The 25944-nt window shown below is 67.3% G+C and carries 19 protein-coding genes and 1 pseudogene; 7 read left to right on the plus strand and 13 right to left on the minus strand.

Annotated features, from left to right (window positions below; all coding sequences use genetic code 11):
• Positions 1-249 precede the first annotated feature (249 nt).
• Together BFE01S_RS26550 and BFE01S_RS26555 are read left to right on the plus strand one after the other, a co-directional pair.
• Positions 250-1509 carry an MFS transporter gene (locus BFE01S_RS26550; RefSeq protein WP_028228118.1) on the plus strand — a complete coding sequence of 420 codons (1260 nt, stop codon included), beginning with the start codon at positions 250-252 and terminating at the stop codon, positions 1507-1509.
• Between the two features lie 46 nt (positions 1510-1555).
• Entirely contained in the window at positions 1556-2911 is a 1356-nt protein-coding gene (locus BFE01S_RS26555; RefSeq protein ID WP_028228119.1) for a D-amino acid dehydrogenase, read from the plus strand.
• Positions 2912-2956: 45 nt separating this feature from the next.
• Here BFE01S_RS26555 and thpR read toward each other — a convergent pair whose 3' ends face one another.
• The 4 genes and pseudogenes from thpR to BFE01S_RS40285 all read right to left on the minus strand — a co-directional run.
• Positions 2957-3517, minus strand: a complete 561-nt coding sequence (thpR, locus tag BFE01S_RS26560; protein ID WP_028228120.1) for an RNA 2',3'-cyclic phosphodiesterase — start codon at positions 3515-3517, stop codon at positions 2957-2959.
• A 247-nt stretch (positions 3518-3764) separates the two neighbouring features.
• A complete protein-coding gene (locus BFE01S_RS26565; protein ID WP_028228121.1) occupies positions 3765-5231 on the minus strand; it encodes a glutamate synthase subunit beta in 1467 nt (488 codons plus the stop codon).
• A 121-nt stretch (positions 5232-5352) separates the two neighbouring features.
• Positions 5353-10062 carry a glutamate synthase-related protein gene (locus BFE01S_RS26570; RefSeq protein ID WP_028228122.1) on the minus strand — a complete coding sequence of 1570 codons (4710 nt, stop codon included), beginning with the start codon at positions 10060-10062 and terminating at the stop codon, positions 5353-5355.
• Positions 10063-10654: 592 nt separating this feature from the next.
• Positions 10655-11350, minus strand: a pseudogene (locus tag BFE01S_RS40285) (transposase); the annotation flags it as partial.
• A 189-nt stretch (positions 11351-11539) separates the two neighbouring features.
• Here BFE01S_RS40285 and BFE01S_RS26580 point away from each other — a divergent pair.
• On the plus strand, positions 11540-12265 hold the full coding sequence (locus tag BFE01S_RS26580; protein ID WP_028228123.1) for an OmpW/AlkL family protein: 726 nt from the start codon (positions 11540-11542) through the stop codon (positions 12263-12265).
• Between the two features lie 372 nt (positions 12266-12637).
• Positions 12638-13018 (plus strand): DUF883 family protein, encoded by a 381-nt coding sequence (locus BFE01S_RS26585; protein WP_028228124.1) that lies wholly within the window; start codon positions 12638-12640, stop codon positions 13016-13018.
• A gap of 33 nt (positions 13019-13051) precedes the next feature.
• On the opposite strand, the gene ugpQ is transcribed toward BFE01S_RS26585, so the two are convergent.
• The 8 genes from ugpQ to pilM all read right to left on the minus strand — a co-directional run bounded on the left by ugpQ (position 13052) and on the right by pilM (position 21019).
• Complete coding sequence (ugpQ, locus tag BFE01S_RS26590) at positions 13052-13798, minus strand: glycerophosphodiester phosphodiesterase (RefSeq protein ID WP_028228125.1); 747 nt, start codon at positions 13796-13798, stop codon at positions 13052-13054.
• 32 nt (positions 13799-13830) lie between these two features.
• Entirely contained in the window at positions 13831-14991 is a 1161-nt protein-coding gene (locus tag BFE01S_RS26595) for a deoxyguanosinetriphosphate triphosphohydrolase (protein ID WP_042338671.1), read from the minus strand.
• A gap of 74 nt (positions 14992-15065) precedes the next feature.
• Entirely contained in the window at positions 15066-16148 is a 1083-nt protein-coding gene (aroB, locus tag BFE01S_RS26600; RefSeq protein ID WP_028228127.1) for a 3-dehydroquinate synthase, read from the minus strand.
• Positions 16149-16173: 25 nt separating this feature from the next.
• The gene (gene aroK, locus BFE01S_RS26605) at positions 16174-16725 is read right to left on the minus strand and encodes a shikimate kinase AroK (protein ID WP_028228128.1); all 552 of its coding nucleotides are present in this window, start codon (positions 16723-16725) and stop codon (positions 16174-16176) included.
• 151 nt (positions 16726-16876) lie between these two features.
• Positions 16877-18505 (minus strand): type IV pilus secretin PilQ, encoded by a 1629-nt coding sequence (locus BFE01S_RS40290; protein WP_042338644.1) that lies wholly within the window; start codon positions 18503-18505, stop codon positions 16877-16879.
• Positions 18502-19374, minus strand: a complete 873-nt coding sequence (locus BFE01S_RS26615; RefSeq protein WP_028228129.1) for a hypothetical protein — start codon at positions 19372-19374, stop codon at positions 18502-18504. Before BFE01S_RS26615 ends, BFE01S_RS40290 begins: the two co-directional genes overlap by 4 nt.
• Positions 19371-19991, minus strand: a complete 621-nt coding sequence (locus tag BFE01S_RS40295; protein WP_156967159.1) for a fimbrial assembly protein — start codon at positions 19989-19991, stop codon at positions 19371-19373. The genes BFE01S_RS26615 and BFE01S_RS40295 overlap by 4 nt, the downstream gene beginning before the upstream one ends.
• 41 nt (positions 19992-20032) lie before the next feature.
• Positions 20033-21019, minus strand: coding sequence for a type IV pilus biogenesis protein PilM (gene pilM, locus BFE01S_RS26625; protein ID WP_028228130.1), 987 nt, complete (start codon positions 21017-21019; stop codon positions 20033-20035).
• 259 nt (positions 21020-21278) lie between these two features.
• Between pilM and BFE01S_RS26630 the strand changes: the two genes are divergently transcribed.
• Positions 21279-23723, plus strand: coding sequence for a penicillin-binding protein 1A (locus tag BFE01S_RS26630; protein WP_042338648.1), 2445 nt, complete (start codon positions 21279-21281; stop codon positions 23721-23723).
• A gap of 111 nt (positions 23724-23834) precedes the next feature.
• On the opposite strand, the gene cyaY is transcribed toward BFE01S_RS26630, so the two are convergent.
• Positions 23835-24152 (minus strand): iron donor protein CyaY, encoded by a 318-nt coding sequence (gene cyaY, locus BFE01S_RS26635; protein WP_028228132.1) that lies wholly within the window; start codon positions 24150-24152, stop codon positions 23835-23837.
• A gap of 89 nt (positions 24153-24241) precedes the next feature.
• On the opposite strand from cyaY, the gene lptM reads away from it, so the two are divergent.
• On the plus strand, positions 24242-24574 hold the full coding sequence (gene lptM / locus BFE01S_RS26640) for an LPS translocon maturation chaperone LptM (RefSeq protein WP_042338650.1): 333 nt from the start codon (positions 24242-24244) through the stop codon (positions 24572-24574).
• Between the two features lie 9 nt (positions 24575-24583).
• A complete protein-coding gene (gene lysA / locus BFE01S_RS26645; protein ID WP_028228134.1) occupies positions 24584-25855 on the plus strand; it encodes a diaminopimelate decarboxylase in 1272 nt (423 codons plus the stop codon).
• Positions 25856-25944 lie beyond the last annotated feature (89 nt).

Genomic DNA, 25944 nt, shown 5'->3' on the forward strand with positions numbered 1-25944 from the left:
GGGCGAGTTTTGCGGCATCGCACGGCCGCGCCGCACGAGGTTTTTCCGCTGGTTCGTTCGCTGGTTCGTTCGCTTGCTATCGAATCCGGCGGAACCCAACGGAACCCCGGCGCACGCACGAAGCGCACCCCTCTATTTCGCCGCCCTCGCCTGCACCCCCGATCACCCCTTAAAATAGCCCCGCTCCAGCATTCACGCCGCACACGGCGCCGCCGGTCATGGCAGGGCAACAACGGGGGAAGACACGCGATGGGATCGTTCCACTGGTTCACGGAGCTGAGCGCGCGCGAGCGCCGCACGCTCTACGCCGGCTTCGGCGGCTATGCCGTCGACGCGTTCGACTTCATGATCTACTCGTTCCTGATCCCCACGCTGATCACCACCTGGGGCATGAGCAAGGGCGAAGCCGGGATGATCGCCACCAGTTCGCTGATTTCCTCGGCGATCGGCGGCTGGGTCGCCGGCGTGCTGGCCGACCGCTACGGCCGGGTGCGCGTGCTGCAGTGGACCATCGCAACCTTCGCGGTCTTCACCTGCCTCTCCGGCTTCACGAACTCGTTCTGGCAGTTGCTCGCCACGCGCACGCTGCAGGGCTTCGGCTTCGGCGGCGAATGGTCGGTCGTCACGATCATGATGGCCGAGACGATCCGCTCGCCCCAGCATCGCGCCAAGGCCGTGGGCACGGTGCAGAGCAGCTGGTCGTTCGGCTGGGCCGCGGCCGCGATCCTCTACTGGGCCTTCTTCGCCCTCCTGCCCGAAGGGCTCGCCTGGCGCGCGTGCTTCTGGATCGGCATCGTGCCGGCGCTCTGGATCCTCTATGTGCGCCGCAACGTGAGCGACCCGGAGATCTTCATCCAGACGCGGCGTGCCCGCGAAAGCGGTGCCACCCAGGCCCATTTCCTGCAGATCTTCGCGCCCGCCCACCTCGGCACCACGCTGCTCGGCAGCGCGCTGTGCACCGGCATGCTGGGCGGCTACTACGCCATCACCACCTGGCTGCCCACCTATCTGAAAACCGTGCGCCACCTCTCGGTGTTCAACACGAGCGGCTATCTGATCGTGCTGATCGTCGGCTCGTTCACGGGCTATATCGTCGGCGCGATTCTCTCGGACCGCATCGGGCGGCGCGCCTCGTTCATCCTGTTCGCGATCGGCTCGTTCGCGCTCGGCATGGCCTACACCATGCTGCCCATCACCAACGGCGCCATGCTGTTGCTCGGCTTTCCGCTCGGCATCGTGGTGCAGGGCATTTTCGCGGGCGTCGGCGCCTATCTCTCCGAGCTCTATCCGAACGCGATCCGCGGCTCCGGCCAGGGCTTCTGCTACAACCTCGGGCGCGGACTCGGCTCGTTTTTCCCGATCCTCGTCGGCACGCTCGCGCAGTCCATGTCGCTCGTGAAGGCGATCGGCGCCGTGGCCGGCGCGGGCTATCTGCTCGTGATCGTCAGCGCGCTCTGCCTGCCCGAAACCAGGGGCAAGGCGCTCGTTGCGGGGTCCGCTGCACAATGAGCACGAACATGCTGCAATACCGTCCGTCCCTCCCGAATCGACCGGCATGAAAACGATCGTCCTCGGCGCCGGTGTGATCGGCGTCGCAACCGCGTATTACCTGAGCGAACGGGGCTGCGACGTCACGGTCATCGAGCGCGAGCCGGGCGTCGCGCTCGGCACGAGCTTCGGCAACGCGGGCGTGATCGCGCCCGGCTACGTCACCCCGTGGGCCGCGCCGGGCATGCCGGCCAAGCTGCTCAAATATCTCCTCAAGCCCACCTCGCCGCTCATCTTCCGGCCCACGCTCGACCCCGCCCAATGGCGCTGGATCGCACGATGGCTGCGCGAATGCGACCTCGAGCGCTTTCGTGTGAACAAACAGCGCATGCAGCGCATCGCCTATTACAGCCGCGCCTGCCTGAACGCGTTTCGCGAAACGCACGCGTTCGAATACGGGCGCAGCCAGGGCTATCTCCAGCTCTTTCGCAGCGACTACGATCTCGAACTCGCGCAGCCCGCGCTCGCCGTGCTGCGCGATGCGGGCATCGGCTACCGCGAACTCGACGCCGCGGCCTGCGCCCAGGTCGAGCCGGGCCTCGCCTGGGCGCGCACGAAACCCGTGGCCGGCATCTACCTGCCCGACGACGAAGCCGGCGACTGCGCCCGCTTCACGCGCGAATTGCGCGCCGTATGCGAAGCGCGCGGCGTGCGCTTTCTGTTCGATACCGAAATCGAGGCGCTGGCGGCCGAGGGTGGCAAGGTGCGCGGCGTGCGCGTGCGCGCCGGGCGCGGCAAGCTCAACCGGCGCGAGCAGCGCCGGGCGCCGACCGAGGTGCTGAAGACGTCGGCGCAAACGTCCGCCGAGGACGCCGCGCCGCAGACGCTCGCGGCCGACGCCGTGATCGTCGCGCTCGGCGTGGAGAGCGCGGCGCTTGTCGCGCCGCTCGGCGTGCGGGTGCCGCTCTATCCCGTGAAGGGCTACTCGGCCACGCTGCCGGTGGTGGATGAGCAAAAGGCGCCGCGCGCCGCGCTCATGGACGAATCGCTCAAGACGGCCATCACGCGCTTCGGGCCGTATCTGCGCGTGGCGGGGACGGCGGAGCTCGGCAATCATCGCGCGACGCTGCGCGAGCAGGCGCTGCAAACGCTCATGAAGGTGCTCGACGACTGGTTCCCGCACGCGGCAACGCCCTCGTCGGCGCAGTTCTGGGTGGGGCGGCGGCCGATGGTGCCGGACGGCGCACCGCTCCTCGGTGCCTGCGGAGTGGAAGGGCTCTGGCTCAACGTGGGGCACGGCTCGACGGGCTGGGCGATGTCGATGGGCTCGGGACGCGTGGTTGCCGATCTCGTCACGCAGCACACGCCCGAGATCGACCTGGACGGGCTCACGCTCGCGCGCTACCGGCGCAACGGGCATTGAGTTTTTTTGCGCTGAAAGCCGTTGGCGCTACGCCGTCCGTTCAGTTCAGGCCAGCGCCACGCTGGCGAGCGCGTCGTAGCGCGCGCCCTGGCGGGCGAGCGTGCTCGAATAGAGCACGAGCGACTCGAACCGCAGCGACGGCAGCGCCTCGCCGTCTCTCGTTGCCGGCCCGGCTGCCGCATCGCGCGCGAAGCGCGCAAGCGTCACGTGCGGGCGGAAGGCGCGCGCATCGAGCGGCAATCCCACCTCGCCCATTAGCGAACGCACGCGCCAGTCGAGCGCCGTGAAGACCTCCGACATCGCCAGCACCGCCACCATCAGCCGCGGCTGCGTACGGCCCGGCCAGCATTCGATCTTCGTCACCCGCGCGGGCGCGAAAGGGGCGAGTAACGGCGGCGCGTGCTCGGCTAGCCGGCGCGAAAGCACTTCGCCCTGCCCGAACGACATCGCGCCGATGAACGCCACCGTGAGGTGCAGTTGCGCGTAGGGCACGCGCCGCGCGTTGGGGGGCACGTCGAGCGCGGCCAGCGCGTCGCGCGATGCGGCGTCAGGCGCGAGCGCAATGAAGCAGCGCCGCCACTGATCGGTTTCGCGGGCTTCGGACATGGTCGGGGCCGGGAACGGAAGCGGATCGCGTCATGGTACCCCGTTCGGGCGGACGTAAAAAAGCCGGGGCACCCCGATGGGCGCCCCGGCTTCGCAACGCTACGGCTCGTTCGTGCTTCTTCGTCAACTAACGCGGCAACTCCGAGCTGCCCATCAGATACGCATCGACGGAACGCGCACATTGACGGCCTTCGCGTGTCGACCAGAGTTAGCGCTTTAGCGCTTACTCTGGTCCCATATCCGCGCCTTAACGCGGCAACTCCGAGCTACCCATCAGATACGCATCGACGGAACGCGCACACTGGCGGCCCTCGCGGATCGCCCAAACCACGAGCGACTGGCCGCGGCGCATGTCGCCGGCCGTGAACACCTTGTCGACCGACGTGTAATACGCCTTCTCGCCTTCGGTCGAGGCGCGCACGTTGCCGCGCGCATCCTTGTCCACGCCGAACGCCTCGAGCACGGGCGAAACCGGCTGCGTGAAGCCCATGGCGAGCAGCACGAGATCGGCCTTCATTTCGAACTCCGAACCGGGCACTTCGACCATCTTGCCGTCCTTCCACTCCACGCGCGCGGCGACGAGCTTCTCGACCTTGCCGTTCTTGCCCTCGAAGCGCTTGGTCGCCACCGACCAGTCGCGCTGGCAGCCTTCCTCGTGCGACGAGGAGGTGCGCAGCTTGACCGGCCAGTACGGCCAGACGAGCGGCTTGTTCTCGGCTTCGGGCGGCTGCGGCAGCAGCTCGAACTGCGTGACGCTCTTCGCGCCATGGCGGTTCGAGGTGCCCACGCAGTCGGACCCGGTGTCGCCGCCGCCGATCACGATGACGTGCTTGCCCTTCGCCACGAGCTGGTCCGCCAGCTTGTCGCCCGCGTTGACCTTGTTCTGCTGCGGCAGGAATTCCATCGCGTAGTAGATGCCCTGCAGCTCGCGTCCCGGCGTCGGCAGGTCGCGCGGCGTTTCCGAACCACCCGCGATCACCACGGCGTCGAACTGCTCCTTCAGCTGATCGGGCGTGATGGTTTCCTTCGCCGTGTTGCCGATGAACGCGGGCAGCTCGCCGCGGCCGATGAACACGTTGGAGCGGAACGTCACGCCTTCGGCTTCCATCTGGCGCATGCGGCGATCGATCAGCCACTTCTCCAGCTTGAAGTCGGGAATGCCGTAGCGCAGCAGGCCGCCGATGCGGTCGTTCTTCTCGAACACCGTCACGTCGTGCCCGGCGCGCGCAAGCTGCTGCGCAGCGGCGAGGCCGGCGGGGCCCGAGCCCACCACGGCAACCTTCTTGCCGGTCTTGTGCTTCGCGGGCTGCGGCGCAACCCAGCCCTCGGCCCAGGCCTTGTCGATGATCGCGTGCTCGATCGACTTGATGCCCACGGGGTCGTCGTTGATGCCGAGCGTGCAGGCCGCTTCGCACGGCGCCGGGCAGATGCGCCCCGTGAACTCGGGGAAGTTGTTCGTGGAGTGCAGCACCTCGATCGCCGTCTTCCAGTCCTGGCGGAACACCAGGTCGTTGAAGTCGGGGATCACGTTGTTGACCGGGCAGCCGTTGTTGCAGAACGGAATGCCGCAGTCCATGCAGCGCGCGCCCTGGAGCTTCGCGTCCGCGTCGCTGAGTGCGGAGACGAACTCCTTGTAGTGCTTCACGCGCGTGAGCGGTGCTTCGTACGCCTCGTGCTGGCGCTCGTACTCGAGAAAACCGGTTGCCTTACCCATTTGGCTCTCGTCCATCCATGTATTCGGTGAGGGGATCGGCGCCCGCCGCCGCGCGCATTCTGCGTTCGCGCGGCGGGCGCTCCTTCGTCTGTACGGTCCGTCCTGGCCGTACGGGGCGGCTTCAGGCAGCCAGCACTTCCGAGTTCGCCGGGTTCGCCTTCTTCGCGCCCAGTTCGGCCAGTGCGCGCTTGTATTCCGTCGGGAACACCTTCACGAACTGGCGGCGTGCCGCATCCCAGTTTTCGAGCAGCGCCTTCGCGCGCGGCGAACCGGTGAACTGGAAGTGACGCTCGATAAGCCCCTTGAGCAGCACTTCGTCGGTCTCGCCCGCGTGCCACAGCGCGCGGTCCACCGTGCGTTCCTGCTCGGCCTGCTGGAGCACCGGGTCGAGTGTCACCATCGCGCGGTTGCACTTGCCGGCGAACGTGCCGTCCGGGTCGTAGACGAACGCGATGCCACCCGACATGCCAGCCGCGAAGTTACGGCCCGTCTCGCCCAGCACGACCACCGTGCCGCCCGTCATGTACTCGCAGCCGTGATCGCCCGTGCCTTCCACAACGGCCGTGGCACCCGAGTTGCGCACGCAGAAGCGCTCGCCCGCCACGCCGCGGAAGAACGATTCGCCTTCGATCGCGCCGTACATCACCGTGTTGCCGCAGATGATGTTTTCTTCGGACTTGCCACGGAAATCGTTCGTCGGACGAATGATGATGCGGCCGCCCGACAGGCCCTTGCCCACGTAGTCGTTGCCGTCGCCGACGAGATCCAGCGTGATGCCCTTCGCGAGGAAGGCGCCGAAGCTCTGGCCCGCCGTGCCCTTGAGCTGGATGTGGATCGCGTCGTCGGAGAGGCCGTCGTGGCCGTACTTCTTCGCGACCACACCCGACAGCATCGCGCCGACGGTACGGTTCACGTTGCGCACCGGCTGGATGAACGAGACATGCTCGCCGCTCTCGATCGCAGCCTTCGCCTTCTCGATCAGCGTATGGTCGAGCGCGCGGTCGAGACCGTGGTCCTGCGTATCGACGTGCTTGCGCGCGACTTCCGCGGCCACTTGCGGCTGATAGAACACGCGCGAGAAGTCGAGGCCCTTCGCCTTCCAGTGCTCCACGCCCTTGCGCGTGTCGAGCAGGTCCGCCCGGCCGACGAGGTCGTCGAACTTGCGGATGCCGAGCTGCGCCATGATTTCGCGCACTTCTTCGGCGATGAAGAAGAAGAAGTTGACGACGTGCTCGGGCTGGCCCGAGAACTTCGCGCGCAGCACCGGGTCCTGCGTCGCGACGCCGACCGGGCACGTGTTCAGGTGGCACTTGCGCATCATGATGCAGCCCTGCACGACGAGCGGCGCCGTGGCGAAGCCGAATTCGTCCGCGCCGAGCAGCGCGCCGATCACCACGTCGCGGCCCGTCTTCATCTGGCCGTCGGCCTGCACGCGGATGCGGCCGCGCAACTGGTTCAGCACCAGGGTCTGCTGGGTTTCGGCAAGGCCGAGTTCCCACGGCGTGCCGGCGTGCTTGAGCGACGAGAGCGGCGAAGCGCCCGTGCCGCCGTCATGGCCCGCGATCACGACGTGGTCGGCCTTGGCCTTCGCCACGCCCGCGGCCACCGTACCCACGCCCACTTCGGACACGAGCTTCACCGAGATCGACGACACCGGGTTCACGTTCTTCAGATCGTGAATCAGTTGCGCGAGATCTTCGATCGAGTAGATGTCGTGGTGCGGCGGCGGCGAGATGAGGCCCACGCCCGGCACCGAGTAGCGCAGCTTGCCGATGTAGTCCGACACCTTGTGGCCCGGCAGCTGGCCGCCTTCGCCGGGCTTCGCGCCCTGCGCCATCTTGATCTGGATCTGGTCCGCCGACGAAAGGTACTCGGCCGTCACGCCGAAGCGGCCCGACGCGACCTGCTTGATCTTCGAGCGCAGCGAATCGCCGTCCTTGAGCGGAATGTCCCTGACGACTTCCGGCCCGATGATCGACTGCATCGTGTCGCCGTTCTTGATCGGAATGCCGCGCAGTTCGTTGCGATAGCGCTTCTCGTCTTCGCCGCCTTCACCCGTGTTCGACTTGCCGCCGATGCGGTTCATCGCGACGGCGAGCGTCGCATGCGCTTCCGTGCTGATCGAGCCGAGCGACATCGCACCCGTGGCGAAGCGCTTGACGATTTCCCTGGCCGGCTCGACGTCGTCGATCGAGATCGCGCGCGCCGGGTCGATGCGGAATTCGAACAGGCCGCGGAACGTCATGTGACGCTTCGTCTGGTCGTTGATGAGGTGCGCGTATTCCTTGTACGTCTGGTACGAGTTGCTGCGCGCCGAGTGCTGGAGCTTGGCGATCGCATCCGGCGTCCACATGTGGTCTTCGCCGCGGATACGGAACGCGTATTCGCCGCCGGCGTCGAGCATGTTCGCGAGCACGGGGTTGTCGCTGAACGCGTCGCGATGCAGACGGATCGCTTCCTCGGCCACTTCGAAGAGGCCGATGCCGCCCACCTTCGAAGCCGTGCCCTTGAAGTACTTCTGCACGAGGTCGTCGGCGAGGCCGACCGCTTCGAAAATCTGGGCGCCCGTGTACGACATGTACGTGGAGATGCCCATCTTCGACATGACCTTCTGCAGACCCTTGCCGACCGCCTTCGTGAAGTTGTAGATCGCCTTGTCGGCCGAGAGGTCGCCCGACAGGCCCTGAGCCATCTGCGCGAGCGTTTCCATCGCGAGGTACGGATGCACGGCTTCCGCGCCATAGCCCGCGAGCAGCGCGAAGTGGTGCGTCTCGCGCGCCGCGCCCGTTTCCACGACGAGGCCCGTGCTCGTGCGCAGGCCATGCTGCACGAGGTGCGAGTGGATCGCCGAGGTGGCGAGCAGCGCCGGAATCGCGACGTTGTCGCGGTCCGCGCGGCGGTCCGAGACGATCAGGATGTTGTAGCCGGACTTCACCGCATCGACGGCTTCCGCGCACAGCGACGCGAGGCGCGCTTCGATGCCTTCCTTGCCCCAGGCCACCGGGTAGCAGATGTTGAGCTCGTAGGAGCTGAACTTGCCGCCCGTGTACTGCTCGATCGCGCGGATCCTGGCGATGTCCTTGAAGTCGAGCACCGGCTGCGACACTTCGAGACGCATCGGCGGGTTGATGTTGTTGGTGTCGAGCAGGTTCGGCTTCGGGCCGATGAACGACACGAGCGACATGACCATGTTCTCGCGGATCGGGTCGATCGGCGGGTTCGTGACCTGCGCGAAGAGCTGCTTGAAGTAGTTGAAGAGCGTCTTGTTCTTGTTGGACATGACGGCCAGCGGCGAGTCGTTGCCCATCGAACCCACGGCTTCCTCGCCCGACATCGCCATCGGCGCCATCAGGAACTTGAGGTCTTCCTGCGTATAGCCGAACGCCTGCTGACGGTCGAGCAGCGCGGCGGCTTCGGCGCGCGCGGTCGCGACGTCTTCCGCCTTCGGCTCGATCTCGTCGAGCTTGATGCGCACGGCGTCGATCCAGCTCTTGTAGGGCTTGGCGTTGGCGAGGTTGTCCTTCAGTTCCTTGTCGTCGATGATGCGGCCGTGCTCCATGTCGATCAGGAACATCTTGCCCGGCTGCAGGCGCCACTTCTTGACGATCTTCGACTCGGCGATCGGCAGCGTGCCGGCTTCCGAGGCCATGATGACGAGGTCGTCGTCGGTGACGATGTAGCGCGCCGGACGCAGGCCGTTACGGTCGAGCGTCGCGCCGATCTGGCGGCCGTCGGTGAAGGCGATCGCGGCGGGGCCGTCCCACGGCTCCATCATCGCGGCGTGGTACTCGTAGAACGCGCGGCGGTTCTCGTCCATCAGCGTGTGCTGCTCCCACGCTTCCGGGATCATCATCATGACCGCGTGGACGAGCGGATAACCCGCCATCACGAGCAGTTCGAGACAGTTGTCGAACGAAGCCGTATCGGACTGGCCCGGGTAGATCAGCGGCCAGAGCTTGGGCAGGTCGTCGCCCAGCACGTGCGAGGCGATCGCGCCGGTGCGCGCGTTCAGCCAGTTCACGTTGCCCTTCACGGTGTTGATTTCGCCGTTGTGGGCGATCATGCGGTACGGGTGAGCCAGCTCCCACGCCGGGAAGGTGTTCGTGGAGAAGCGCTGGTGCACGAGCGCGAGCGCCGACACCACGCGCTCGTCCTGCAGGTCGCGGTAGTACACGCCCACCTGGCCGGCGAGCAGCAGGCCCTTGTAGACGACCGTGCGCGCCGAGCACGACGGCACGAAGTATTCCTTGCCGTGCTTGAGCTTGAGCGCCTGGATACGGTGGCTCGCGGTCTTGCGGATGATGTACAGCTTGCGCTCGAGCGCGTCGGTAACCATCACGTCCTTGCCGCGGCCGATGAAGATCTGGCGGATCAGCGGCTCGCTCGCCTTGACGGTAGGCGAGATCGGCATGGCGTGATCGACCGGCACGTCGCGCCAGCCCAGCACGACCTGGCCTTCGGCGCGCACCGTGCGCTCCAGTTCCTGTTCGCACGCGAGACGCGAAGCATGTTCCTTCGGCAGGAAGATCATGCCCACGCCGTATTCGCCGGCCGGCGGCAGCGTCACGCCCTGCTTGGCCATTTCCTCGCGATAGAAGGCGTCCGGAATCTGGATCAGGATGCCCGCGCCGTCGCCCATCAGCGGGTCGGCGCCCACGGCGCCCCGGTGGTCGAGGTTTTCGAGAATCTTCAGACCTTGCTGAATGATTTCGTGGCTCTTCTTGCCCTTGATATGGGCGACGAAACCGACGCCGCACGCGTCGTGTTCGTTTTGCGGGTCATACAGACCTTGCGCGGCGGGCACCGCGGCGCGCTGCAGGTGATCGTTCATGGGGACACCGTCCAAGAATGGCCATGGCTGGCCGTTGATTCCGTCTTTTGTTTCCCGCCGTCAGTCAGAACCGGGGTACGGCGTTGCGCGGGCGATGTGAGCTCCCTGCGTTGTGCGCGTGTGGGGAGCCGAAAGGCGAATATACGCGACGAATCAAGGGCATGCAAATAAAACTGCATGTTTGAACCCCAATTATCAAGATGGTGCATCTGCACATTATTTTATTAGTGCCATATCAAAAGAGGGCAAAAGAAAGCGGCGTCCGCAGACGCCGCTTCTTCCGCTAACCCCTTGATCCTGAAAAGAATCAGTGTGCGCCGGTACCGGGCTTGCGCTCGCCGTGAGCCGGCGGGGTGCTTGCCGGCGGGCTCTCGCCTGCGGCGGGCGAACTGGGTGCATGACCGCCTGAATCGTCGCCCTGGCCACCCGAATGCGCACCCGAATGTGTTGCAGACTGACCACCCGGTTGTCCGGACGCTGCGCCAGACCCGCCATGCGCTGCAGGCGCCGGTTGATTTGACCCCGGAAACCCGGCCGCCGGCGACGTCGCTCCCGCAGGCGTCTGGGACGCCGGCTGCGCACCGGCCGGCGTGGGCGCTTCGCGCACCTTGCGCGGCCGGCCGCGCGGCAGCGGCGAAACACGGCGGTTCGCCGAACGCGAAGCCCAGTCGCGCCAGGTGTCGCTGCCGAGCACCCAGCCCTTGAGCGTGGCCTGCATCAGCTGGTTGGTCTCGCGCTCGTCGAGCGGCTGCTCGCAGAGTTCGCGATACGCGCGCTGACGCTCGAACGGCGTATTGCCGAGCGCCCAGTACAGCGGATGGTCGGTGATGAGGCTATCGACGGTCAGGCCGATATGGTGCCGGTAGCTCGACCACCGGTAATCCTCGGGGGCCGCGACGAGATGATTGCGCACCGGCGCCAGCTCGACCACCCGGCTCGCGAGCAGGAAGAACTTCTCCCCCTCGATCACCGTGGCGCGATAGCGGCCTTCCCAGAGGGTGCCGCGCCGCGCGTAACGCCGGTTGAAGTGCGCCACGTAGCGCCGCCCGACGGCCTGCATCGCCTTCGGCAGGCTCGATTCGTCGGATGGAGTGACGAGCAGTTGCACCGCGCCGGGCATCAACACCCACGCATGAACCGCCAGATGATGATCGCGCGCCGCCGCCTTCAGGCAATCGATGAAGAGCTCGTAGTCCTGGTCATCGACGAATGCGGGCTGCTGGTCGAGCCCGCGCAGGATCACGTGCTGCGGCTGATCGGGGACATAAAGACGTGCAAGCCGTGCCATGCTCGATTTTCCATTAGTCCGTTGGTGAATACCCGCAGACCCGCCAGGCCGCTCCAGGGCTTGCTGCACCTCTGATGCGGCTTAGGCGGAAACCTAGCGGCGCTTAGGGAGAAGCCTCTAACGGTCGCATATGGTCTGTTGCAAACGTTGTGTTCATAATGAGCGGGCCTTTTATGGAGGAGCACATATATGAAATTAAAACAGGCGCTGGCAGGTATCGCCGCGCTCGCCGGTATTTCGGCAGCACACGCTCAATCAGCCAACACGTTCTACGTCACGACAGGATGGTTCCACTTCGCACCGCAGGACTCCAGTGACCCGCTCAAGATCGACAGCGTAGGCGGCAACCCCATCAACGAACAGGTCGGCAACACCGGCGCCGGCGTCGGTTCCTCCGACACGCTGGGCATCAGCTTCGGTTACTTCATCACCGACCACATCGCCGCCGAAACCGAACTCGGCATTCCGCCGAAGTTCAACCTGAACGGCGAGGGCCAGCTGAACCAGTTCGGCAAGCTGGGCCAGGCGCGCCTCTGGAGCCCGGCGCTCCTCCTGAAGTACTACTTCAACACGCCTGAAGCGAAGTTCCGCCCGTATGTCGGCATTGGTGCCACCTATGTCTGGTTCACGGACGCCAAGATCACCAACGGCAACTTCGTCAACAGCCCGGCTCTTGGGGGTCCGACCAGCGTTTCCACGGATCGTTCCTGGGCACCGGTATTTAATGTGGGCTTCAACTACAACTTCACGAAGCACTGGTTCGCGGGCTTCTCGGTTTCGTACATCCCGGTCAACGTGATCGCCACCCTCGACACGCAGAAGCAGACCCAGGTGGGCGTGCTGTCGCAACGCTCGGAAGCGAAGATCCACCTGAACCCGATCGTCACGTTCCTGAAGGTCGGCTACGCGTTCTAAAGCGCCGCCTGCATCACCCGCGTTTTAGTCGCGCTTCCCTTGCTTCATCCGCTCGCCGCCGGCCCTCGTGGCTCCCTGCGGCGGGCGGCGCTTGCCCTCCCGTCCCACCGTTTTCGCCGGCCAGCTTGCCGAGGAACACGCAGGCTTTCCTTGATTCTATGCCTCTGCGAAAAACCGTGCTGTCCCCGTAATCACCTAAGCGCACGCCCTGGCGCAGAGCGCCGTCCGGCGGGCCTTTGCAACCATCCGTGTGCACACCTTCGCGTGCCGGGCACCGGATTTGCGCAATACTGCTCCTGATTCCGCCCGCTTTCGCGGGTAAAGCAAACCCTGGACCTGAGTCAGCACGGTCAGTCAAATACGGAGCCATTCATGAGCGCATTTCCCAATACGCGAGACGCCCTCGGAGAGTCCTGGACCAAGACGGGCCGCCGCGCGCGGCGCATTGCACGCCGCGGCCGCGGTGCGGCGGCCGATATCGCCGACGAACTGCGCGACCTCCTCGCCGAACTCGAAACCACGCTCGGCGAAGGCACCCAGGCCGACGCGGCCCAACTGCGCGAAGACGTTCGCAAGCGCCTCGATGCGGCGCGCGAGCGCCTGGAAGTCGCGCGCGTGGCGGCACGCGAGCGCGCCGACGAGGCGTTCACCCAGGCCGACGACTACGTGCACGCCAATCCGTGGCAGGCCATTGCCATCGTCGGCGGCATTGCGCTGATTGCCGGCGCGCTGATGGCCCGCAGCCGCGGATAAGGCGGCTCGTCCGGGCGCCCCGGCGCCCGTCGTTCAGTCGTCGAGCGCGTGCGGGCCGATCAGGTCGATGCGGTCGGTGCAGATCGTATCGACGCCCCAGCTCACCAGCAGCCGGGCGCGTTCGAGGTCGTTCACCGTATAGACGAGCATGTGCAGCCCAGCCGCTTTGATGCGATCGACGAGGGCCTCGTCGAGGTAGCGGTGGCTCGCGTGCAGCGATACGCACGCCAGATCGGCGGTCTGTTCGCGCCAGTCCGCGGGCACGTGCTCGAATAGCAGCCCGCGCGGCAGATCGGGCGCCGCCTCGGAGGCGGCGGCGAGCGCATCGAACGAAAACGACGACAGGAGCGGCGGCGGCGTCACCCCGCTCCACAGCCGCGCGGCCTCAAGCGCCACGAGCCGCCCCGTCTCCCGCTCCCTGCCCGGACACGGCTTGATCTCCACGTTCGCCGCCAGCCCTTCTTCGCGGCAGCACGCGGCCACCTGGGCGAGCGTGGGCATGATCTCGCCCGCGAAGCGGGCATCGCGCCAGCTGCCGGCGTCGAGCGCGGCGATTTCGTCGTAACGCAGTTGCGCCGCGGCGCCCTGGCCGTTCGAGGTCCGCGCCACCGTGTCGTCGTGCAGCAGGAAGACGACGTCGTCGGCCGACAGCTTGGCGTCGAACTCCACCAGCGTGTGCCCGAAGCGGGCGCCCGTGCGCAGACCCGCCAGCGTGTTCTCGGGCGCGAGCGTGCCGCCGCCCCGGTGCGCGCAGACGCGCGGATACGGCCAGGATTTCATCCGTTGAACTCCGGAAAGTAGAAGCGCTGCAGTCAGACGTCGTCGGAGACGACGAAGAGGCGCCGGTATTCCTTCAATGCGTACCGGTCGGTCATGCCGGCAATGTAGTGCGCGATCAGCCGCGGCTGCGCCGAAGCGTCGGGCGACTGGTAAGCGGGCGGCAGGAGGCGCGAATCGTCCGAGAAGGCTTCGAAGAGGCCCTTCACCACGCGCTGCGCCTTGTTCGCCATGCGCATCACGCGATAGTGCCGGTACAGGTTGCGGTAGAGGAAGCGCTTGAGGGCCGCGGCCTGCGCGGCCACGCCCGCGCTGTGGGCCACGAGCGGCGGCGCGGCGCGCACCTCGTCGAGCGAGCGCGGTGCGTGCCGGGCCAGATTGCGGCTCGTCTCCTCGATCAGATCGACGACGAGCGTGTTGATGATGCGCCGCACCGTCTCGTGAACGAGGCGCCGCCCCTCGATCCGCGGAAAGTCGGCGCACGCCGCCTCGTAGTGCGTCTGCCAGAGTTCCACTTCGGCCAGTTGCTCGATGGCGAGCAGGCCGGAACGCAGACCGTCGTCCACGTCGTGATTGTTGTACGCGATCTCGTCCGCGATATTGGCGATCTGCGCCTCGATCGACGGCTGACGCCCGAGCAGGAAGCGCTCGCCCAGATCGCCAAGCCGCCGCGCGTTCTCGCGCGAGCAATGCTTGAGGATGCCCTCGCGCGTCTCGAAGCACAGATTCAGGCCGTTGAAGGCGCCGTAGTGCTCTTCGAGTTCGTCCACCACGGCGAGGCTCTGCAGGTTGTGCTCGAAGCCGCCATGCTCGCGCATGCAGTCGTTGAGCGCATCCTGCCCGGCATGGCCGAACGGCGTATGGCCGAGATCGTGAGCCAGCGAGATCGCTTCGACGAGATCCTCGTTCACGCGCAGGTTGCGCGCGACCGAGCGCGCGATCTGCGCGACTTCGAGGCTGTGCGTGAGCCGCGTGCGAAAAAGATCGCCTTCGTGGTTCACGAACACCTGGGTCTTGTACTCGAGCCGGCGGAACGCGGTGGAGTGGACGATGCGGTCGCGGTCGCGCTGAAATTCGCTGCGCGCGGCAGGCGGCGGCTCGGGATAGCGCCGTCCGCGCGTCTCGCTCGCGCGAGCCGCGTAGGGCGCGAGCCCCGCCTCGAGCGCAGCGGCACGCTGAGCGCTCGCGCCGCCTATCTGGCTCTGGCCGGCTGAATGTTCGCTGCGACTGTCGCTCACCGGTTCCTCCGCAAGCTGTGTGGGCGGCGCGCTCAGTCCTTCGTCGTGGCGGCGAGCGTAGCCGCGACGGCCTCGTCGGGCGCGCGCGTGATCAGCGTGTCGCCGAAGCGTTTCAGCAGGATGAACTTGATCGCCCCGCCTTCGGCCTTCTTGTCCACCTGCATCAGGTCGACATAGCGGCCGGCGCCGAGCGCGGGCGCGCGCACCGGCAGCTTCGCGGCCGCCACCACGCGCACGAGCCGCTCGCGCGAGGCTTCGTCCAGATGGCCGAGCCGCACCGAGAGATCGGCCGCCATCACCATGCCGCAGCCCACCGCCTCGCCATGCAGCCACTCGCCGTAACCGAGACCCGCCTCGATCGCATGGCCGAACGTGTGACCGAAGTTCAGGATCGCGCGCAGACCGCCTTCGCGCTCGTCGGCTGCCACCACGGATGCCTTGATCTCGCACGAGCGCTTCACCGCGTGCGCGAGCGCCTGCGGATCGCAGCGGTTCAGCGCCTCGACGTTCGCCTCGATCCAGTCGAAAAATCCGGCGTCGGCAATGGCGCCGGTCTTGATGACCTCGGCGATGCCGGCCGCCAGCTCGCGCGGCGGCAGCGTGGAGAGCACGCCGATATCGGCGATCACGGCCTGCGGCTGGTAGAACGCGCCGATCATGTTCTTGCCGAGCGGATGGTTGATCCCCGTCTTGCCGCCCACCGACGAATCGACCTGCGAAAGCAGCGTGGTCGGCACCTGGATGAACGGCACGCCGCGCATGTAGCAGGCCGCGGCGAAGCCCGTCATGTCGCCCGTCACGCCGCCGCCGAGCGCGATCAGCGTGGTCTTGCGGTCGGCGCGCGCGGTGAGGAGCGCGTCGAATATCGCGTTGAGCGTTTCCCAGTTCTTGTGCGCCTCGCCGTCCGGCAGCACCACGGTGCTGACGTCCTTGCCGAGCGGCGCGAGTGCGGCACGCAGGGTGTCGCCGTACAGCGGATCGACGACGGTATTCGTGACGATCGTCACCGACTTGCCCGCGATATGCGGCGCAAAGAGCGCCGTCTGACCGATGAGGCCGGTGCCGATGTGGATGGGGTAGGCGCGGTCGCCCAGTTCGACGTTGACGGTAATCATGCTGGCCATTATGACTGACGCGCCCTCAGCGCGCCGGGGTTCGCGCGACGCCGGCCATGTCGAGCTGCATCAGCACCATGTTGACGAGCCCGTTCACCGACGGCCGGCCCGTTTCGATGACGAAGTCGGCGACCTCGCGGTAGAGCGGGTCGCGCACTTCATAAAGCGCTTCCAGCCGCGCCTTCGGGTCTTCGGTCTGCAGCAGCGGCCGGTTCTTGTCGCGGCGGGTGCGCAGCCACAGGTCGTGCGGCGTCGCGCGCAGATAGACGACGAAGCCGCGCGCCTTGAGCGCCGCGCGGTTCTCGGGCCGCAGTACGGCGCCGCCGCCGGTCGCGAGCACGATGCCCTCGCGGTTCGTCAGTTCGTCGATCATATGGGCCTCGCGCTCGCGAAAGCCCGGCTCGCCTTCCAGCTCGAAGATCACCGGAATGCGTGCGCCCGTACGGGCCTCGATCTCGTGGTCGGAGTCGAAAAACTCACGCTCCAGCCGGCGCGCGACCGCCCGGCCCACGGTCGTCTTGCCGGCGCCCATGAGCCCTACGAAAAAAACATTGGCGTTTGCGTCCCGCACTTGCAGCGTTTCCAGGTTGAGGTTGGTGCCGCAGCTTACTGGCAAAGCGGCGGGGTTGTCGAGCCTGCGGGCCGTGGCGGCAGCGGCCGCCGGCGGCGCGCGGCCGGTCCACGCGGGCCGCCGCGGCTCTTTGCGACAGGCTCGCGTTAATTGGGGGTCAATTCTCACCGACGACGCGCGGCGTGATGAACACCACCAGTTCGCTGCGCTGGTCGCGGTGCGCCCGATGCGAAAAAAGCGCGCCCAGGATGGGTATTTTGCCCAGGAGCGGCACACGCGTCACATCGTCGCGGTCGTCGGTCGCGTCGATGCCGCCTATCGTCACGGTGCCGCCGTCCTCGATCTCGACGCGCGTCTGCACGTGTTTCGTATTGATTGCGGGCCCCCCGGCGGTCTGCTCGCCAACGCTGTCCTTGGCCACGTCGAGGTCCAGAATCACGTGTCCATCGGGCGTGATCTGCGGCTCGACTTCCAGCTTCAGGCTCGCGCGGCGGAATTGCACGCCGGACACCCCCTGCGCGACTTTCGCCTGGTAGGGCACCTCGGTGCCCTGCTCGACGATGGCGCGCGTGCGGTCGGCCGTGACGACGCGCGGGCTCGACACCACGCGCCCGCGCCCCTCGGCCTCGAGCGCGCTCAACTGGATATCGAGCAGGCGCGTGGCACCCGCGGCCAGCAGCGAAATCCCGGCCTGCGCGGGGCCGAAGCCCGAGAGCGCGCCGGCCGTGAGGTCGTAGAGCGTGCCGTCCTGAGCGCCGTGCAGACCGCGCACCTGACCATCGGCGCTCGTGGACGCGAGTCCCAGCCGCACACCCAGTTCGCGCGACAGCCCCTCCTCCCCCTCGACGATGCGCGCCTCGATCAGCACCTGCCGGGCGGGCGTATCGAGCAGTTCGATCAGGTCGGCCATCTGGTCGAGGCGTGCGGGCAGATCGGTCACGAAGAGCAGGTTCGTGCGCGCGTCGGCCACCGCGGCGCCGCGCTTCGAAAGGGCGCGCTGCGTACCCGAACCGTTCAGGAGGCGCCGGACGTCCTCGGCGCGCGCGTAGTGCAGTTCGAACGCGCGGCTCGCCAGCGGCTCCAGTTCGGCGGCCCGCGCGTGCGCTTCGAAACGCTGCCGCTCGCGGGCGGCCAGATCGGCGGCCGGCGCGACCCAGATGACGTTGCCGGTGCGCTCCATCGCGAGCCCGTTCACCTCCAGCAGCAGATCGAAGGCTACACGCCACGGCACGCGGTTCAGCCGCAGCGTCACCTGGCCGCGCACGCGTTCGCTGGCTACGATGTTGAGTCGGGTGAAGGCCGCGAACGCCTGGAGCACGGCAGAGAGCTCCGCTCGCTGGAAGTTCAGCGTGATCGGGCGGTCGGGCGGCAAACCATCGGACTTCGACGCGGGATCGCTCAGCCGCGGCAACGCACGCATTGGGACGGGCGGCCCTTCCAGCGGCTCGCCGGCCGTGGCTGCGGCGCCCGTGCTCGTTCCCGCGCCCGCACTCGCACCGGAGCCGCTGCGTGGGGCGTCGCCAGCGCGTCCCACCGCGCCTTGCGCCCCGGCGCCCGGGGCGCCGTTCGTCTCGCTCGCTCCGTTCGTCTCGCTCGCGAAAGGATTGGGCGTCCAACCCGTGGCGCCGTCTCCATCGGCACCGTCAGGCAACGGCGGCACCGAATAGCGCGCGATGGCGCGTGCGCCGGTTTCCAGCGTGGGCAGAGGCGGCGGCACGGCGGATTCGGCATCGACCACGAATCCCGCGCAAGCCAGCGTCAATAACGCCGCGTGCAGGCCCCTCATTTCGGCTCCTCCGCCCAGGCCAGCCGCTGGCTCGCGCCGCCGGACGAGAGCAGCACGTGCGTCGGGGCAATCTGCTCGATACGGCCCGCGCCGAATGGCTGTCCGGCTTTCACGGCCTCGGTACTCGTCGGCGTTTCGACGAGCGCGACGATATTCCCACTGTCCTGCAGGATGCCAGCGAGTCGCAGCGAACTTGCGGCTGCCGCCACGGCCAGGCCATCCGCGAACGGATCGATTTGCGAGACTTCGTTGCCGGCGGCGTGGCGACTCAAATGAACAGCAGGCAACCGTTCAAAAACCTGCAGCGCCGCGCTAATCGAAAGCCCGTTGCCTGCGTTGCGCTTGATCGAGATTTCGACGGGAACGATCAAACCCGGCGCCACGGTCAGTCCGACCAGCAGGCTTTGCATCTGCGCAAAACCGCCCTGCGCGGTCAGCTTGAGCATGCGGTAAGCCTCTGCGCCCGATCCGCCGGACGCCGCCGGTTCGAGCGACAACAAGGACAAGCCCGATCTCACTGCGAGCTCGGACACGCCGCGCACCTCGTCGGCCGCGGAATCCGCGTACTGGCGCGGCCTGGACGCTCCTGACGCCGCCGCGGCCCGGAGCGCAGGCAAACTGCTCACGGTTCGCTGCGCTTTCGAAAGAGAGCTTGCGGCATTGGCCAAAGCCGCCTCGGCTGCATGCAGCCCGGCGAGATCCCATGCGACGCAGGCAAGACCTGCAAGCCCCGCGGCAAGTGCCGCCAGCACCACGAAGACACCGAGCCGCTGCCGCGCATTCCACGTATGCAAAAGCGCCCAACGGCGCAGGGCGCCGCCGTTTCCGCCCTCAAACAACGTCACACGCCCGCTCAACACACCATTCATTTCGCACTCCTCTTTTCCATGGCGCTACTGGCCGCCACCGGCTTTGCCGCTGTCGCGGCGTCGCGCCAGACAAGCCGCGCAATCACGCGGATCGGTTGCACCGGGGCAGTCTGTTGTTTCGCGCCGCTCGCTGGGGCGGCCCGCTTCAGCTCGCGCACGTTCACGGCGTCAGCCTCGGGCAAGGTCCGCAGTCGTTCGAGCCACGCAGCGGCCGCGGTCTCGTCGGCGGCCGTCGCCTGAAGCTCCGTTTCGTTGTCGTGCTGCGCGACCTGCTGCAACACGACACCGACCGTTGCCTCACTGGCCAGCGCATCGAACAGCGTCACCAGATGATTGAGCGGCTTCGCTTGCCGCTGCGCCAGTTCCGCAGCGGTACGTTGCGCCGTTGCCTCGCTCTCCAGCCGCCTCGCCTCGGCTAGCGGCGCGCTCAGTCGCGCCGCCGCCTGCTCCAGCGTCTCGCGCTTCGCCTCTGCCTCGCCGCGCAGCCACCGTTGCCATGCCGCGAGTGGCGCCGCACACGTGCATCCCAGCAGCAGCGCCGCGCACCATTCGAATAGCCTGTGGCGGCGCCGCCGGCGCATCTCTCGCTGCCGCCACGGCAGCAGGTTGAATCCCACGCCCAACGCCGTGCGATTCCCAATGCTGCGGCCCCCGCCCCTCATTCGCTCACTCCGCGCAGCGCAAGGCCGAATGCCACCGCACAGGCCGGGTTGTGCAGCAGGTCCGCCGCCAGCGGCCGCTCGGGGTCGGCCAGCGCTGCGCATTCGAACGGCAGGATCGGGCAGCCCAGCACGTCACCCATATCCCGGAGCGTGAAGTGCACGCCGCGAAGCAGGCCGATGTCGCCCGCAACCACCGCGCAGCCCGCCTGTTCGTCCCGCACGAGGTCGCGCAGCGCCTCGACGAGGTCCGCATATTCGAGCGCAGGAAAGCGCATCTCGCGCGCAATCGCGTTGTCGGCCATCGCCCAACCGCGGATGCCCTCGGCGCCGATCCACAGCGCCACGTAAGGCTCGTGCGGCGACAGTTCGTACGCAGCCGCGTGGCGCATCGCGCGCAGCGCGGCATGCGCTTCGTCGTCCACCGCGCTCAAGGTGACGCCCGCCATGGCTGCGCATTCGATGCGCGCCTCCAGATGCGCCCGCGCCGTGGCGGCGATCGTGACCTGCGTGCCACCCGGCAGCGCGCCGGCCCACGGCGCCACGCGCCAGTCCACGGCGAGCTCGTGACGCTCGATGCCGGCCACGCGCTCCGCCTCCGCCAGCACGAGCGGTTCGAGTTCGGCGTAGATCCGCGATTCGTCCGCCGCGCAGCCCAGAGGCGCGAGCTGCGCCAGCGGCACGGTCGCGACGAGCGTGGCGCTCGCGGGCAGCGCCATGGCGCAGCGCATCGAAGCGCCCAGGCACTCGCGCGGCACCTGCCCGAACGCGCTGCGCAAAGCCTCCACGACCGCATCCCGATCGACGATATCCCCGCCCGCCATGGCCTCGCGCGCCAGCGGCACACTCGCCAGCCACTCAAGGCGCAACGGGCTCGAGCCGAACAGACGCCGGCTCAGCACCGCCAGCGTGATTCCGCGCGCCGCCACGTCAACTCCCGCCGCAAAACGGCGCGCGCCCAGCAACATCGGTTTCCCGAAGTTCATTGCAATCCCCCACTCGCTACGCCCGCCACGAACCATTCGCGGCATTTGCGGTGAGGATCATTGTGCGAACCCGCGGGGTCCGCGAATACTCGGCCGAACGGCCAAACCTCACCGCCGCCGCTGGTCTTGCCCGAGGGCCGCGTCTAGAGTGCGGATATGCGTCTGGCGGTTCCCATGGTTCCGGCCGCGCCCGTGTAAGCGTTTAGAAAGCGACACGGGTGGGCGGCTATAATCGCCGGACTGTTTTTCCGGTATCCGTATGCAAGAAACTTCGTCCCCGTCCTCCGTTCCGCCGCCCACGCCGCCTGCTCCCGGGCGGCGGCGCCGCCCGTGGTGGGCCAAGCTGCTGATCGGCTTCGCGGGCCTGATCGTGGCGGGCATCGCCTGCGTGGCGCTGGTGCTCGGCTATGCGTTGATCGTTGCGACGCCCAACCTGCCGTCGCTCGACGCGCTCACCGATTACCGGCCGAAGGTGCCGCTGCGCATCTACACGCGCGACCACGTGCTGATCGGCGAATTCGGCGAAGAACGGCGCGACATCGTGCACATCCAGGACGTGCCGGACAATCTCAAGAAAGCCGTGCTCGCGATCGAGGACGCGCGCTTTTACGACCACGGCGGCGTGGATTTGACCGGCATTGCGCGCGCGGGTGTCGTCGCGCTCACCAACGGGCACGCCACGCAAGGCGCGAGCACGATCACCATGCAGGTCGCGCGCAACTTCTTTCTCTCGAGCGAAAAGACCTATACGCGCAAGATCTACGAGATGCTGCTTGCCTACAAGATCGAGTCGAAGCTCTCGAAGGACCAGATCCTAGAGGTCTACATGAACCAGATCTACCTCGGGCAGCGCGCGTACGGCTTCGCGAGCGCGGCGCGCGTGTATTTCGGCAAGGATCTGAAGAACCTCACGCTCGCCGAGTGCGCGATGCTCGCGGGCCTGCCCAAGGCGCCGTCCGCGTATAACCCGGTCGTCAATCCGAAGCGGGCGAAGGTTCGTCAGGAGTACATCCTCGAGCGCATGCTGGAGCTGCACTACATCACGCAGGACCAGTACGACGAGGCGGTGAAGCAACCGCTCGTCGTCAAGAGTGCAGGCAAGGAATACAGCGTTCACGCGGAATACGTGGCCGAAATGGTGCGCCAGATGATGTATGCGCAGTACCACGAAGAGGCCTACACGCGCGGCCTGAACGTCGTAACGACCATCGATTCCGCCGACCAGGACGTGGCCTACCGCGCGCTGCGCAAGGGCCTCATGGACTACGAGCGGCGCCACGGCTACCGCGGCCCCGAAGCGTTCATCGACCTGCCCGCCGACGCCGACGACCGGGAGCAGGCCATCGACGACGCCCTGCTCGAACACCCCGACAATGGCGAACTCGTCGCGGCAGTCGTGACCGCCGCCAGCCCGAAGCAGGTGCAGGCCACGTTCATCGACGGCAATACGGCAACGCTCCAGGGCGACGGCCTGCGCTTCGCGCAGTTCGCGCTCGGCCCGCGCGCGCAGCCCAGCCAGCGCATCCGCCCCGGGGCGATCGTCCGGCTCGTGCGCAACGACGCGGGCGACTGGTCGATCACCCAGTTGCCGCAGATCGAAGGGGCCTTCGTTTCGGTCGTGCCGCAGGACGGCGCGGTGCGCGCGCTCGTGGGCGGCTTCGACTTCAACAAGAACAAGTTCAACCACGTGACGCAGGCCTGGCGTCAGCCGGGATCGAGCTTCAAGCCGTTCATCTATTCGGCTTCGCTCGACAAGGGGCTCGGACCGGCCACGATCATCAACGACGCGCCGCTCTTCTTCAGCGCCGCCGAAACGGGCGGCCAGGCCTGGGAGCCGAAGAACTACGGCGGCGGCTTCGATGGCCCGATGACGATGCGCACGGCGCTCATGAAATCGAAGAACCTCGTGTCGATCCGCATCCTCAACCATATCGGCACGAAGTACGCGCAGCAGTACATCACGCGCTTCGGCTTCGACGCCGACCGCCATCCGGCCTATCTGCCCATGGCGCTCGGCGCGGGTCTCGTCACGCCGCTGCAGATGGCGGCAGGCTATTCGGTGTTCGCCAACGGCGGCTACCGTGTGAATCCGTATCTGATCGCCGAGGTGACCGACCAGCGCGGCATGGTGGTGGCGCAGGCGCAGCCGCTCGTCGCGCAGCAGAATGCGCCGCGCGCGATCGACCCGCGCAACGCGTACATCATGAACAGCCTCTTGCAGAGCGTCGCGCAGCGCGGCACGGGCGCCAAATCCAACGCCCTCAGGCGCACCGACCTGGGGGGCAAGACCGGCACCACCAACGACTCGCGCGACGCCTGGTTCGCGGGCTACCAGCACACGCTCGCGGCGATCGCGTGGATGGGCTACGACAACCCGCGCAGCCTCGGCGACAAGGAAACGGGCGGCGGCCTCGCGCTGCCGGTGTGGATCGACTATATGGCGAAGGCGCTCAACGGCGTGCCGGAATACCGGATGCCGATGCCCGACGGCGTGGTGACGCTCGGCGACGAGCTCTACTACGCCGACATGACGCCGGGCAACGGCTTCGTCTCCACGGTCGGCATCAGCCAGGCCGCGCTCGACGCCGCGGCGAGCGGCGCTTCGGACGTGACCGGTGCCGGCGACGCAACCCAGGCGCCGGAGCCGGAGCAGGTGAATGCGAAGGAAAAGGAGGACATCATGAACCTGTTCCGCGGGCACTGAACAGGCGGGGGACCGGGTGATCGGGTGGGCGGCGCCTGGCGGGCCGCCGCCGCTTCTCACCCATGCTGCGCGAAAAACGCGCACGCCGGCGTCACGCGCCGGCGCACTCAATCACGGCTCGAAGCTGACCGGCTCGCCTGCCTGCTCGGTCGCATAGGCCGACAGCGCCGAAAAGAACTCCGTGCCGGCGCGCGTATCGCGCCATTCGCCGTCGATGTGGCGGTAGTGAAAACCGCCCGCCTTGGCCGCGATCCAGATCTCGCTCATCGGCGGCTGGAGGTTCACGATGATCTTGGTCCGGTTCTCGAATTCGAGCGTCAGAACATTGCCGCTGCGTTCGAGTTCGATATCGGCATCGGCCTCGTCGACGGCGCGCTCCACCGCTGCCAGCACGGCTTCCGCACGGCTCAGGTAGTCACTGTCGGTCATGCTAAACTCCATCGGTTATTCATTCAGGGACAATTATGCGTGCCATTTCGAGGATGCGCGCTGCGACGCGCGGAGTGGCAGCGTCCGGCATGGCGAAGCGCGGTGCACCGGCGCGCGGCGCCATTCTAGCGATTTCGGCAATCCTTGCAGCCGCGGCACTCGCCGGCTGCGGGCAACGCGGGCCGCTCTACATGCCCGCGGTGCCGCCGCTTCCCGCCAAGCCCAACTTCGAAACGCAGGACACCGGAACAGCCGCCGCGGATGCAGCATCGGGCGCTTCAGGTGCCTCAGACACTGAGGCAGGCTCGATTCCCGACACGTCCGGCACGCCGCTCTCGCTGTCTCCTGATACCGGGCTCAGCACCACCCCGACGGAACCGGCCAGCCCGCAGCCGGCCTCCAGCGCCACGCCAACCGAATAAGACGCTCGCATGACCCAGCCCGCTTTCCACCGCATCGACGGCACCCTTTACGTCGAAGGCGTTTGCGCCAACGATCTCGCCGCGCAGTTCGGCACCCCGCTCTACGTGTATTCGCGCGAAGCCCTCACTGCCGCATGGCACGCTTACGCCGACGCCTGCGCAGGCCGCCGCGCGTCCGTGCACGTTGCCGTCAAGGCGAACAGCAATCTCGCGGTGCTCAACGTGTTCGCGCGCCTCGGCGCCGGCTTCGACATCGTCTCGGGCGGCGAACTCGCCCGCGTGCTGGCCGCGGGCGGCAAAGCGGAAAACGTGGTGTTCTCCGGCGTCGGCAAGACGGCCGACGATATGCGTACGGCGCTCGAAGCAGGCGTGAAGTGCTTCAACGTCGAATCGATTCCCGAGCTCGACCGCCTGAACGCCGTGGCGGGCGCGCTCGGCAAGAAGGCGCCGGTTTCGCTGCGCGTGAATCCCGATGTCGATCCCAAGACGCACCCGTACATCTCGACGGGCCTGAAGGCGAACAAGTTCGGCGTGGCGTTCGACGACGCGCGGGCCACCTATCGCACGGCCGCCGCCATGCCGCATCTCGAGGTGGTCGGCATCGACTGCCATATCGGTTCGCAGATCACCGAAATCGCGCCGTACCTCGACGCCATCGACAAGCTGCTCGAACTCGTGGACCAGATCGAGGCCGACGGCGTGCAGATCCATCACATCGACGTCGGCGGCGGCCTCGGCATTCGCTACGACGACGAAACGCCGCCCGAAATCGGCGCGTTCGTGCGCACGGTGCTCGATCGCATCGAAGCGCATGGCGCGAAGACGGGCCGCGCACGCGACGTGTTCTTCGAGCCGGGCCGCTCGCTCGTCGGCAACGCCGGCGTGCTGCTCACGCGCGTCGAGTTCCTGAAGCCGGGCGCGGAGAAGAATTTCGCCATCGTCGATGCCGCGATGAACGACCTCGCGCGTCCCGCGATGTACGACGCGTACCACGCGATCGAGCCCGTGGCCGGGCGCAACGTGGCCGCACAGACCTACGACGTGGTCGGCCCCGTCTGCGAAAGCGGCGACTGGCTGGGCCGCGCCCGCACGCTCGCGATCGAGCCGGGCGACCTGCTCGCGATCCGCTCGGCGGGCGCCTACGGCTTCGTGATGAGTTCGAACTACAACACGCGTCCGCGCGCCGCCGAAGTGCTGGTCGACGGCACGCACGTGCATGTCGCGCGCGCACGCGAGACCGTGGCGCAGTTGCTCGCCGGCGAACAGATCCTGCCGGACTGACCCCGGGCGCCGCAGAGCGCAGGAAACAAAAAAGCGACGCCTCGAAGAACGAGACGTCGCTTTTTTTACGCGCACGCGGAACGCAGTGC

This window comes from Paraburkholderia ferrariae NBRC 106233 (genome assembly GCF_000685035.1).
Taxonomy (GTDB): Bacteria; Pseudomonadota; Gammaproteobacteria; order Burkholderiales; family Burkholderiaceae; genus Paraburkholderia; species Paraburkholderia ferrariae.